The organism is Pseudomonas sp. FW305-20, from assembly GCF_058788075.1.
This window is the reverse complement of the sequence record NZ_JBYTAJ010000021.1, coordinates 43,184-55,600: the sequence shown is the minus strand read 5'-3', so window position 1 is coordinate 55,600 and position 12,417 is coordinate 43,184. Positions and strand designations below refer to the sequence as shown.

The following is a 12,417-nucleotide window of genomic DNA, read 5'->3' as shown; positions in this document are numbered from 1 at the left end:
GCCCGCAAGCGGGCCGTAGAAGATGAAGCGTTTTTTTAGCTCAGTGCTTCAAGCACTTTGCCGGTGATCGCTTCAACCGAGCCAACACCTTCGACGTGGCTGTACTTCGGTTTGCCTTGAGCGACGGACAGCTCCTGGTAAAACTTCACCAGAGGCTCGGTCTGGGCATGGTAGACCGACAGGCGATGACGCACGGTTTCTTCAGTGTCGTCTTTGCGCTGCACCAGCTCGTCGCCGGTGATGTCGTCTTTACCGGCAATTTTTGGCGGGTTGTAGACGATGTGGTACACGCGGCCGCTGGCCTCGTGAACACGACGGCCAGCGATACGCTGAACGATGTCTTCGTCTTGAACGTCGATTTCCAACACATGATCCAGCTCGACGCCGGCTTTCACCAGGGCTTCAGCCTGAGGAATGGTGCGCGGGAAACCGTCGAACAGGAAACCGTTGGTGCAATCGGCCTGGCTGATGCGTTCCTTGACCAGGTTGATGATCAGGTCATCGGAAACCAGACCACCGCTGTCCATGACGCTCTTGGCGATCAGGCCCAGCTCGGTGCCGGCCTTGACCGCGGCACGCAGCATGTCGCCGGTGGAGATTTGCGGAATGCCGAATTTTTCGGTGATGAACTTAGCCTGAGTACCTTTACCGGCCCCGGGAGCTCCCAGCAGAATGACGCGCATCGATGTGCTCCTCAATTTTTTATATGGATAACGTCAGATTCGCCTCGTGGGGCCAATCTCAAAAAAAGGGTCGTGACCGCCCAAACGGCCAAAGGCTGATCAAGATACACAGCAGGCCCGGACCACACAAGCCGCCGAAAGTCGGAGAAACCCGCGTCTGATGTGGCCTTTCGTCGGGGTAACCCTAGTCGCAACCCCATCACTAACTGTCGCCTGGCAGCACTTTTCAACCCCCAGCCCACCGGCAACTCGACGCTCGCGCCGAGTGCCTTGACCCACGACGAAAACCTTAGCCGGTATTACGCAAACCGGCGGCAATCCCCGCCACAGACACCAGCAGCGCCTGTTCCACCGGGCTGCCCTGCGCCACTTCCTGTTGTCGCGAACGCGCCAACAACTCAGCCTGCAATAGATGAAGCGGGTCGAGGTAAGTGTTGCGCAAGCGGATGAATTCAAGTGTGGCTGGGCTATGTGCCAGTAGCTGCGACTGACCGGTCAGCCCCAGGACCACCGAGCAGGCCTGCGACAATAGGTCGCGTAAATGCGCACCCAAAGGGAGCAGATCCGGCTCGACCAAACGCTCATCGTAAGACCGGGCGATATCGGCATCGGCCTTGGCCAACACCATTTCCAGCATATCGATGCGCGTACGGAAGAACGGCCACTGCTCGCGCATCTGCCCCAGCAGCTCGCCTTCGCCACGCTCCAGCGCCTTGCTCAGCGCTGCTTCCCAGCCGAGCCAGGCCGGTAACATCAGGCGCGTCTGGGTCCAGCCGAAGATCCACGGGATCGCCCGCAGGCTTTCAATCCCGCCGGCGCGGCGCTTGGCCGGGCGACTGCCCAGCGGCAAGCGCCCCAGTTCCTGCTCCGGAGTGGACTGGCGGAAATACTCAACGAACTGTGGATTTTCCCGCACCACGGCGCGATAAGCGCTGACACCGTCAGCGGCCAATTCGTCCATCAGATTGCGCCAGGCAGGCTCTGGTGGTGGCGGCGGCAGCAAAGTCGCTTCCAGTACCGCTGCCAGGTACAGATTGAGGTTCTGCTCGGCGATGTCCGGCAGGCCAAATTTGAAACGAATCATTTCCCCCTGCTCGGTGGTGCGGAAACGCCCCGCCACCGAACCCGGCGGCTGCGACAGAATCGCCGCGTGTGCCGGACCGCCGCCGCGCCCCACGGTGCCACCGCGACCGTGGAACAACAGCAGTTCCACTTGCTGCTCGCGGCAGATGTCGACCAAGCGCTCCTGCGCCCGATACTGCGCCCAGGCCGCCGCCGTCGTGCCGGCGTCCTTGGCCGAGTCCGAGTAGCCAATCATCACTTCCTGCGGCCCTTGCAGGCGCGAGCGATAACCGGGCAGCAGCAACAGCTGTTCGATCACCGGGCCGGCGTTGTCGAGGTCGGCAAGGGTCTCGAACAACGGCACCACGCGCATCGGCCGCAATACGCCCGACTCTTTGAGCAGCAGTTGCACGGCCAGCACATCGGAAGCGGCGCCGGCCATGGAAATCACATACGAACCGAGCGAAGCACTCGGTGCAGCAGCGATTTCCCGGCAGGTCGCCAACACTTCGGCAGTGTCGGCCGATGGCTTGAAGTACGCCGGCAGTAACGGTCGGCGGTTATTCAGCTCGCGCATCAAGAAAGCGATGCGCTCTTCCTCGCTCCAGTCCTCGTAGCGCCCCAGGCCCAAGTAGTCGGTGATCTCGGTCATCGCCGCGGTATGTCGCGTCGAGTCCTGGCGCACATCGAGCCGCACCAGGAACAACCCGAACGTCACCGCCCGGCGCAGGCAATCGAGCAACGGCCCATCAGCGATCACGCTCATGCCGCACTCATGCAGCGAGTGGTAGCACAACTCCAGCGGATCAAGCAGCTCGCGGTTGTTTTGCAACACATCGGCAGGTGCCGGCGTGGTCTTAGTCAAGGAGGCGTGAGCCCAGTTACGCGTCGCGCGCAGGCGTTCACGCAGCTGTTTAAGCACCGCACGGTAAGGTTCGGCGCTGTCCCCGGCCTTGGCCTTCAAGTCGTCGCTGGCCTGCTGCATCGACAACTCGGCCGCCAGATGATCGACATCGCGCAGGTACAAGTCGGCGGCCATCCAGCGCGCCAGCAGCAAGACTTCACGGGTCACGGCGGCGGTCACGTTGGGGTTGCCATCGCGGTCGCCGCCCATCCACGAGGCAAAGCGAATCGGCGCTGCCTCCAGTGGGAGGTGCAGGCCCGTGGCGTCATGCAGGGCTTTATCGGCCTTGCGCAAATAATTGGGGATCGCCTGCCACAGCGAATGCTCGATCACCGCGAAGCCCCACTTGGCTTCATCCACTGGGGTTGGGCGAGTGCGGCGGATTTCTTCGGTGTGCCAGGCTTCGGCGATCAGGCGCTGCAACTTCGTATGGATCTGCTCGCGTTCGGCAGTGGTCAGGTCGCGATGGTCCTGGGCGGCCAGTTGCGCGGCAATCGCGTCGTACTTCTGGATCAGCGTGCGGCGCGCGACTTCGGTCGGGTGCGCGGTGAGGACCAACTCGATCTCCAGCCGTCCCAGTTGCCGGGCCAGGGAGTCGGCGCCATGGCCTTCAGCACTCAGGCGGGCGAGCAGTTCTGGCAGTACCCGCGCTTCGAACGGCGCAGGTTGTGACTCTTCGCGACGGTGAATCAGCTGATATTGCTCGGCGATATTGGCCAGGTTGAGAAACTGGTTGAACGCTCGCGCCACCGGCAGCAACTCTGCTTCGCTCAATTGGTTGAGGCTGGCGCTCAGTTCAGCGTCCATCGAACCGCGACGGTCGGCCTTGGCGCCTTTGCGGATCTGCTCGATCTTGTCGAGAAAACCGTCCCCGTACTGTTCACGAATGGTGTTGCCCAACAGCTCACCCAACAGGTGAACATCCTCGCGCAAGCGTGCATCAATATCGGTCATCAGCAGTTCTCCAGCGAAAATCCGGGTGACTTGAGGTCCATGCTCTTGGGTTAGAGAGTGCCGCTGTAAAGCGGTTCTTACAAGCGGACGAGAATGGGAATGCTGTTCGCCTGAGAAAGTTTGGGGTTGTGGGTGGGGATTGGGATTGCTGGGGGCATATCCGTTTCTGCGGTAACGGCTGCTGGCGGTTTCGCTTTTACAGCGAGTCACTTGGAGAAGCCCCAAGTAACCAAGGGCTCCTGCCCCGCCATTCGGTGCCTCGCCTAGGCTCGGCATGCCCTCACTCCGGCATTGCTCCGGGGGCCCGCCGCCATCGGCCATCCATGGCCGGGGGCGGCTACCGCGGCATCCTTGCCGCGGTGCCCCCTGCGCAACGCCTGCGTTCGGCCTCTGGGAAAGGGGCAGGCAGATCAAGATCAAAAGCCAGAGCCAGAGCCAGATCAACAGCTCCCGACACCCAACTGATCGTTCCCACGCTCTGCGTGGGAATGCATCCCGTGACGCTCCGCGTCACCCCTGCGCAAGACTCGAGCCTTGCGTCGACAGCGGAACGCGGAGCGTCCCCGGCGGCATTCCCACGCGGAGCATGGGAACGATCAATACGTGCAAGCGTTGAGGAAACAGGCCGGCCGGTAGGCCGCCTTGCTTTGCTTTTGCGGTGCACGCCCCCTCGGGAGGCCGAGTGGAGGTTCTGCGCAGTGGGCAACCCGGCATGGATGCCGGGTTAGCCGCCCCCGGCCATGGATGGCCGATGGCGGCGGGCCCACGGAGCAGGACCGGAGCGAGGGCATGGCGAGCCTTAGCGAGGCACCGAACGACAGGGGCAAGAGCCCTTGGTTACTTGGGGCTCTTCCAAGTGACTCGCTGTAAAAGCGAAACCGTAATCAGCCATCACCCCAAAAACGGATATACACCCAATTCCCCAATGAACCCCATGCCCCCCATGCCTCCCATGCCTCCCAACGCCATAAGACGACGAAGGGACTTTAAACCCTGAGCGTTAAAGCTAGTCTGAAGAATAAGCCGTACAACGGCTGCCACCGGCAATGGCCGGACACTGACACTGCCTGCCACGAGCAGGTGCGCATTGAGGTCACTATGAAAATCCGCGAGCTTGCCCAACATTGGGAAGAAAACGCCAAAGGTCGCCTGACCGACACCGGATACTCGATTCATCTGGATGTGGAGGCCGCCGCTCGGTTGGCGGCCATTATCGAGATGTATCCCAAACGGCAGCCCGAAGAACTGCTCGGCGAACTGATCGGCGCCGCCCTGGAAGAACTCGAAAAAAGCTTCCCGTACGTGAAGGGCTCAACCGTCGTGGCCACCGACGAAGAAGGTGACCCGCTGTACGAAGACATTGGCCCGACTCCGCGCTTTCTCGCATTGTCCCGTCGTCATTTGCATGATTTGTCGGCCGTCGACGACAAACAGAAACACTGATTACCGCACTTCTTTCCCCCTCCAAAATGCGTATTCCTGCCCCCTACAGGGCCCGGAATACGGCTACTTGCGGCAAGAACTCCCGGTTTAGAGCCTTGTCCACCCGGTCAATTTTTTTGGGCAATGAGCCATATTCTCTGAACTTTCGAAAAACCCCTCGGGTCACACCCATTAACCACGCCTGGGACGGCCGTTTCAAAACACCCCCGGAAATTGAAGGTTGCGGCTCCATACCCAGGATGGATTTTTAAGTTTCTCAGGAGTTATTCCAATGGAGTTGAAGACTATGAAAACCCGAATTGCCAAATCCTCGTTCCCCCCTCTGCGCAGCCTGAAACTGGCAGCACTGGCCATCGGCAGCAGCCTCGTTCTGGCCGGTTGTGCCGGTAACCCGCCAAGCGAGCAATTCGCCGTGACGGAATCGGCAGTCAACAGCGCCGTCAGTGCCGGCGGTACAGAATTCGCGGCAGTGGAAATGAAGTCCGCACAGGACAAGCTCAAACAAGCCGAAATCGCCATGCACGACAAAAAGTATGACGAAGCCAAAGTCCTGGCCGAACAGGCCGAGTGGGACGCTCGCGTGGCTGAGCGCAAAGCCCAGGCGATCAAAGCTGAACAGGCTGTGAAGGACTCTCAGAAAGGTGTTCAAGAACTGCGTCAGGAAAGCCAGCGCACCGTTCAATAAACGGCCGGCACGACGCACTTCTTACTCGATTAAAAGGACGAAACCATGACCCGTAAACAATTGATGATCCCTGCCCTGCTGGCTGCAAGTGTTGCACTGGCCGCCTGCTCCACGCCGCCGAACGCGAACCTGGAACAGGCCCGCAGCAACTACACCGGCCTGCAGACCAACCCGCAAGCCAGCAAAGTGGCGGCACTGGAAACCAAAGAAGCCAGCGATTACCTGGACAAGGCCGACAAGGCTTACCAGGACAAACAAGACCAGGCCAAGGTCGATCAACTGGCTTACCTGACCAATCAACGTGTGGAAGTGGCGAAGCAGACCATCGCCCTGCGCACCGCCGAAGCCAATCTGAAAAATGCTTCCGCGCAACGTGCCCAGGCTCGTCTGGATGCCCGCGATGCGCAAATCAAGCAATTGCAGGACAGCCTGAACGCCAAGCAGACCGATCGCGGCACCTTGGTAACGTTCGGTGATGTGTTGTTTGCCACTGACAGGGCTGACCTGAAGTCCAGCGGTCTGGTGAATATCAACAAACTGGCGCAGTTCCTCTCGGAAAACCCTGATCGCAAAGTGATCGTTGAGGGCTACACCGACAGCACGGGCGCCGCCAACCACAACCAGTCGCTGTCCGAGCGTCGTGCCGGTTCCGTGCGCATGGCGCTGGTGAAAATGGGCGTTGATCCGGCGCGTATCGTGGCGCAGGGTTACGGTAAGGAATACCCGGTGGCCGAGAACAGCAGCGTCTCGGGCCGTGCGATGAATCGTCGGGTGGAAGTGACCATTTCCAACGACAACCAGCCAGTGATCCCGCGTTCGGCTGTCAGCTCGAACTAAGCTTCGCCTGCTAAAACACAAAAGCCCCGCCTGATCTGATCAGGCGGGGCTTTTGTTTTTAAGATCAAAAGGAGCGTTACGGTTGCAGCTTCTGCGGGGTTTCCTCACCCATGCAGCGCACCGCTTTTTTCTTGTTGTTGATCAACACACCGCTCAGGCCTTTCTGTTCGGTGTCGAACATCACCAGCACGCCGTCGATGCACTGCGCGACTTGCGCGGCCGGTTCCAGGGAGACTTTGTAGTCTTCGCCCGGCACCGTCTTGAGCATGGTGAAATCGCTGAGCAGCAGTGCATCTTCGGGTTTGGCGAAGTGCAAGTAGCCGTAGAACCACAGGGCTCCGACGGTGCCGAGGATGCTGCAGATACCGGTGATGATCAGCGGGATGGCGTTACGTTCTTCACTCATTGCGGACTCTCTGGTGGTTCATCGTCAGAATTGTTCGGTGCCGGGTAATTCGGCACTTCGCCCAGGCGGCGCAGACCGTTGAAATGCTGCGGGTCGTCGAGATAACGCAGCATGACTTTGCGCCAGACCGGGTCGGCGAACGTCTGCACATGACCGCCACGGGTCAGTTGCAGCACTCGCGGCGGCGGCGCAGCTTGATACAGACGGATGCCGTTGGAAAGGGGCACGATCGGATCGTCGATGCTGTGGTAGATCAGTTTCGGCACGCCATTGAGCTGCGCCATGGAGTTGATCGCGCTGTCGCCGTCCGGCACCAGCCAGGACAGCGGGACCTGGAACGTCCAGAAAACCCATGAATTGCTCAACGCAAAGCGACCGACACTGCGATAACTGGCGGGCACGCCGTCAAGCACGAAGGCCTTGAGTTGCTTCTGTCGCTCGGGGTGTTGAACGAGATAGTGAACGGCCATCGAACCACCCAGGCTCTGGCCCAGAAGGATCAGCGGCTTGCCTTTGACCTCCGGCGCATGGTCGAGCCATTTGAACGCGGCGTCGATGTCCTGATAGATCGCCGGCAAACTCGGTTCGCCTTCAGACAGCCCGTAACCGCGATAGTCCACCAGCAGCACTTGATAACCTTCCGCCGGCAACCACCAACTGCCCCCAAGGTGCATGGGCAGGTTGCCACCGTTACCGTGCAAATGCAGCACCGTGCCTTTGACCTCGACACCTTGTTTGGCCGGCAACCACCAGCCGTGCAGCTTGAGGCCATCGGCGGTGGTCAGGGTGACGTCGCGGTATTCGAGTTTGGCTTTTTCCGGGGTAAACAGCTGGCCGGGCTCAGGGTAGAACAACAGCGAACTGCAGCCGCTCAAGGTCAGGAGAAGGCAGAAGAAACCGAGGATTCTCATCCGATGAAACCTCGCAAAAATTGGAGACTGAACACAGTACCTGTGGGAGCCGAGCTTGCTCGCGATGGCGGCGTGTCAGACAACAGAAGTGTTGAATGTTAGACCGCTATCGCGAGCAAGCTCGGCTCCCACAGGGATCTCATTGTTCACAAAATGTTGGAGTAATCCGCTTCGATCCGGTCTAGGCTCAGGTGATTGAGGAAGTTGGAGAAGCACATCCACGCCGACAACGCGTTCAGGTCACGGAACTGATCCGGCAAATATTTGGGTGGCACCACCAGCCCTTCATCCACCAACTGGCGCAAGGTCCGCATGTCTTCCAGCGTGGTCTTGCCGCAAAACAGCAGCGGTATCTGCTCAAGCTTGCCTTTACGCACGGCCAACTGAATGTAGTTGTAAACCATGATGAAGCCCTTGAGGTAGGACAAGTCTTTGGTAAATGGCAGACCTGTCGGCACCGAGCCACGGAACACCCGACTGGCATTGCCGTAGCTTTCAGCCATCTCAAAGCCTTGCTCACGGAAGAATTCGAAGATCTGCAGGAAGTCCGCGCCCTCTTCCACCATGTGAATGGCGCGGGTGCGGTTAGTCAGTTTGCGCAGGCGACTCGGGTACGAGGCGAAGGTGATGATTTCCATCAGGATCGCCAGGCCTTCCTGAGTCACCGTCGACGACGGCGGACCTTTGGAGAGGAAGGTGCAGATCGGCTGGTTCAGACCATTGAGCGTGGTTCCCACATGCACCAGCCCTTCGTGGACTTCCAGGGCGCGCACGTCACGGTCGTTGAACATCGCGTCGGCGCGGATCTTGATGTAGTCGGCGCCAGCCGCCGCATCGGCGACGATTCCGTCGGACTCGAATACGCGAATGGTTTCCTCGGCCTCGCCGAACACCTTGTTCAAGCGGGTTTGCAGCAGGTGGACAGCTTCCTTGGCGGTGAGGAGTTTCGGTTCGTCCTTCAGGTCGCCACGGCCATCGATATTGTTCAGGTAATCCGAGAGCATCAGGCCCAGGTCGGAAAGGGTCGGATCACCGGCGTGGAACGCGTCGGAAGCGGCACCGTAAAGCTCCTGTGAAATCAGCCCGAAATCCTCGGTGCCGCGCGCTTCGAGCATGCGCACCACCATGCGGTATTCCTTGCACATGCGGCGCATGATCTGGCCGACCGGGTTGAACTGACCAAGCTGTCGGGTGATGTCGCGTTCGATGTTCTGGAATTCCAGCTTCACCTTGCTGGAGTCGAACGCCAGCGGCCGGTTCAGGTAGTAATCGCGGTCCACCGCCGGCATTTCCTTGCCCTTGGCCTTGAGGAAACCCTTGCGGATGTTGTCGTCCCACTTCACCGCATCCAGGACGCGAATCGGCGTCTGCGCCAGCACAATGCGATCGGACAAAATGCGTATCGACTGCTGGTAATCGTCCACCCGAAACTCCTGTAGAAAAACCGTTTACGTGCTGGGTTTATTTGGCTTTGGCCAGGCGCTGATAGCGCACGGCCTCGACGAACACATCGGAATTGGCCGGGTCGTCGAGGTAGGCGAAGACCTGGTCCAGCGTGTTGTTGATCAATACGCCGTCGCCGTCGTCGGTCTGGAAGCCTTCGCCGTTGAGGATTTTTTGCCTCAGGGCCTGGTTGATCTGCTCGAGGTCGAGGTTATAGACCACCAGCTCATGCTTATCGGTGAGTTCAAAACCGGCGATAGTGAAATGCCCACCGAACTGCGCCGGTACTTTGGCCGACAAGTACCAGCGACTGCCATGGCGGGTCACCGTGAAGGGATAGGCTTCGCGCTCCTTGGGTTTGGTCTTGAAGTAGCTGACGGCCTGATAGTGATTGTCGCCCAGGCGTGTCAGTTCCAGATTCATCGGCTCGCCCCAGGCGTTGGTGCTGGTCCATTTGCCGAGCAACCCTTCAGGCGCGGGCTCGCTCGAGGGCAGCGGCTCCTTGAAGGTCACCAGACAGCCGCTGAGCAGCAGGAACGACAAGGCGATCACAACGACACGCCAGGCTTTCATTCAACACTCCCTTTGAATACACGCGGACCTCAAGTGAACACCAACTCCCCCTGTGGGAGCGAGCCTGCTCGCGATAGCGGTGTGTCAGCCAACATCAATGTTGAATGTTAAACCGCTATCGCGAGCAGGCTCACTCCCACAGGAGGTGTGGCGCCCACTGGGGTTACACCGACGCCAATACCAAATGCATGTAGCGGGTCAGGATGCCGAGCATTTCGGCTTCGGCGACAGGCTCGGCGTCGTTGAGCAGGCCCTGATATTCCATCCGTCCGATAATCGCCGTCAACACTTTGGCATCCTGTTGTGGTTCGCGGGAACCCAACACCTCGAAAAAATGGCAGGTGCCTTGCAGAAGAATTTGCTGATGCGAGCGCACCAACTCCGCCAGACGCGGGTTCAACAGGGCTTCCTGACGGAACGCCTGTTCGGCCATCAAGTGTTCGCGACGGGTGTGCAACTGACGCTGCACATAATCGGCGGTCAGTCGCGCGATATCGTCGGCCAGCTGCGAACGCGACTCGGGGCTGCCATCGCCATAAGCAACCATCTCGCGCAGCAGGCCTTCGTTGCTGGTCCACAACTTGGCCATGAACGCCGCGCTGCGTTCCACGTATTGGGCAAAGGTATCGGTGAGCAGGTCATCGATGTCCTTGAAATAGTAAGTGGTGGCCGACAGCGGCACACCGGCCTCGGCGGCCACCGCGCGGTGACGCACGGCCCGTACGCCATCGCGCACGACAATGCGCATCGCCGCATCGAGAATGTCCTGTCGACGCTGTTCACTGCCCTGTCGGCTGGCCTTGCGACCCTGGTACTGAACACTTTCAGCGACCGCAGTGGCGACGTCCGCTGCACCCTCTTGAGCAATTGCACGGTTCACGACAGGTATTCCTCTCTTACTTGAAAAGTAACCAATTGATACGTTTGTACCAGACAGGCAATAAAAAGCCGCCTGTTTTAGGCGGCTTTTTTATCGAAACACTTACGCTTGTGGCCGCATGTGCGGGAACAGGATCACGTCGCGGATCGACGGGGAGTTGGTCAGCAGCATCACCAGACGGTCGATGCCGATACCTTCACCGGCCGTTGGCGGCATGCCGTACTCCAGCGCGCGAACGAAGTCGGCGTCGTAGTGCATGGCCTCGTCGTCGCCGGCGTCCTTGTCAGCCACCTGCGCCATGAAGCGCTCGGCCTGGTCTTCCGCGTCGTTCAACTCGGAGTAGGCGTTGGCGATTTCGCGGCCACCGATGAACAGTTCGAAACGGTCGGTGACGTTCGGGTTGTCGTCGTTACGACGGGCCAGCGGCGACACTTCGAACGGGTATTGAGTAATGAAGTGCGGCTGCTCCAGCTTGTGCTCGACCAGTTCTTCGAAAATCATCACCTGCAATTTGCCCAGACCTTCGAAGCCCAGCACCTTGGCGCCGGCCTTCTTGGCGATGGCGCGGGCCTTCTCGATATCAGTCAGGTCGTCAGCGGTCAGCTCAGGGTTGTACTTGAGGATCGAGTCGAACACCGACAGACGCACGAACGGTTCGCCGAAGTGGAACACCTTGTCGCCGTACGGCACGTCGGTGCTGCCCAGAACCAGCTGCGCCAGTTCGCGGAACAGTTCTTCGGTCAGGTCCATGTTGTCTTCGTAGTCGGCGTAAGCCTGATAGAACTCCAACATGGTGAATTCAGGGTTGTGACGAGTCGAAACGCCTTCGTTACGGAAGTTGCGGTTGATCTCGAAGACCTTTTCAAAACCACCGACCACCAGACGCTTGAGGTACAGCTCAGGCGCGATACGCAGGAACATTTCCAGGTCCAGCGCGTTGTGGTGAGTCTCGAACGGCTTGGCTGCCGCGCCACCCGGAATGGTTTGCAGCATCGGCGTTTCCACTTCCAGGAAGTCGCGCTGCATCAGGAAACTGCGGATGTGCGCAATCACCTGCGAACGTACGCGGAAGGTCTGGCGCACTTCTTCGTTGACGATCAGGTCAACGTAACGCTGGCGATAGCGCTGCTCGGTGTCGGTCAGGCCGTGGTGCTTGTCCGGCAGCGGGCGCAGGGATTTGGTCAGCAGGCGCACTTCAGTCATTTCGACGTACAGGTCGCCCTTGCCGGAACGCGCCAGGGTGCCAACAGCTGCGATGATGTCGCCCATGTCCCAGGTTTTCACCGAGGCCAGGGTTTCTTCGGACAGGGTTTTACGGTTGACGTAGACCTGAATGCGACCGGTCATGTCCTGGATCACCATGAACGAGCCACGGTTGAGCATGATGCGACCGGCAACCTTGACCGGGATCGCAGCCTCTGCCAGCTCTTCCTTGGTCTTGTCCGCGTACTGTTTCTGCAAGTCTTCGCAGTAGTTGTCGCGGCGGAAGTCGTTCGGGAAGGCATTGCCCTTGGCGCGCTCGGCAGCCAGCTTTTCCTTGCGCAGGGCGATCAGGGAGTTTTCTTCCTGTTGCAGGGCTTGCGGGTCGAGTTCTAGGTCGCTCATGTCTTTAAAAATTCCATCACAGGTTCGTTGC

Annotated in this window: 11 protein-coding genes; 3 read left to right on the top strand and 8 right to left on the bottom strand. The window is 59.5% G+C overall.

Annotated elements, in window-relative coordinates:
• Positions 1–35 precede the first annotated feature (35 nt).
• Together adk and ppc are read right to left on the bottom strand one after the other, a co-directional pair.
• Positions 36–683 carry an adenylate kinase gene (adk, locus tag AC3WP4_RS18580; RefSeq protein WP_102615596.1) on the bottom strand — a complete coding sequence of 216 codons (648 nt, stop codon included), beginning with the start codon at positions 681–683 and terminating at the stop codon, positions 36–38.
• Positions 684–972: 289 nt separating this feature from the next.
• On the bottom strand, positions 973–3,603 hold the full coding sequence (ppc, locus tag AC3WP4_RS18575; protein WP_074879778.1) for a phosphoenolpyruvate carboxylase: 2,631 nt from the start codon (positions 3,601–3,603) through the stop codon (positions 973–975).
• Between the two features lie 1,098 nt (positions 3,604–4,701).
• On the opposite strand from ppc, the gene AC3WP4_RS18570 reads away from it, so the two are divergent.
• The 3 genes from AC3WP4_RS18570 (at position 4,702) to lptF (ending at position 6,568) form a co-directional block, all read left to right on the top strand.
• Positions 4,702–5,046: a pilin assembly protein gene (locus tag AC3WP4_RS18570; protein ID WP_076029900.1), complete on the top strand. Its 345-nt coding sequence runs from the start codon at positions 4,702–4,704 to the stop codon at positions 5,044–5,046.
• Positions 5,047–5,317: 271 nt separating this feature from the next.
• Positions 5,318–5,731 (top strand): DUF4398 domain-containing protein, encoded by a 414-nt coding sequence (locus AC3WP4_RS18565; protein ID WP_074879783.1) that lies wholly within the window; start codon positions 5,318–5,320, stop codon positions 5,729–5,731.
• Positions 5,732–5,776: 45 nt separating this feature from the next.
• Positions 5,777–6,568: a lipotoxin F family OmpA-related lipoprotein LptF gene (gene lptF / locus AC3WP4_RS18560; protein ID WP_102615598.1), complete on the top strand. Its 792-nt coding sequence runs from the start codon at positions 5,777–5,779 to the stop codon at positions 6,566–6,568.
• A gap of 76 nt (positions 6,569–6,644) precedes the next feature.
• Here the strand turns inward: lptF and AC3WP4_RS18555 are convergent, their stop codons facing one another.
• The 6 genes from AC3WP4_RS18555 to lysS form a co-directional block, all read right to left on the bottom strand.
• Positions 6,645–6,974: a PA3694 family proteiin gene (locus AC3WP4_RS18555; RefSeq protein ID WP_074879789.1), complete on the bottom strand. Its 330-nt coding sequence runs from the start codon at positions 6,972–6,974 to the stop codon at positions 6,645–6,647.
• Positions 6,971–7,885, bottom strand: coding sequence for an alpha/beta hydrolase (locus tag AC3WP4_RS18550; RefSeq protein ID WP_102615599.1), 915 nt, complete (start codon positions 7,883–7,885; stop codon positions 6,971–6,973). Before AC3WP4_RS18550 ends, AC3WP4_RS18555 begins: the two co-directional genes overlap by 4 nt.
• 146 nt (positions 7,886–8,031) lie before the next feature.
• On the bottom strand, positions 8,032–9,309 hold the full coding sequence (locus AC3WP4_RS18545; protein WP_074879795.1) for a flavohemoglobin expression-modulating QEGLA motif protein: 1,278 nt from the start codon (positions 9,307–9,309) through the stop codon (positions 8,032–8,034).
• A gap of 37 nt (positions 9,310–9,346) precedes the next feature.
• Positions 9,347–9,901: a hypothetical protein gene (locus AC3WP4_RS18540; protein WP_074879799.1), complete on the bottom strand. Its 555-nt coding sequence runs from the start codon at positions 9,899–9,901 to the stop codon at positions 9,347–9,349.
• A 163-nt stretch (positions 9,902–10,064) separates the two neighbouring features.
• Positions 10,065–10,781, bottom strand: coding sequence for a TetR/AcrR family transcriptional regulator (locus AC3WP4_RS18535; protein WP_074879802.1), 717 nt, complete (start codon positions 10,779–10,781; stop codon positions 10,065–10,067).
• Positions 10,782–10,883: 102 nt separating this feature from the next.
• Positions 10,884–12,386: a lysine--tRNA ligase gene (gene lysS / locus AC3WP4_RS18530; RefSeq protein WP_074879805.1), complete on the bottom strand. Its 1,503-nt coding sequence runs from the start codon at positions 12,384–12,386 to the stop codon at positions 10,884–10,886.
• Between the last annotated feature and the right edge of the window lie 31 nt (positions 12,387–12,417).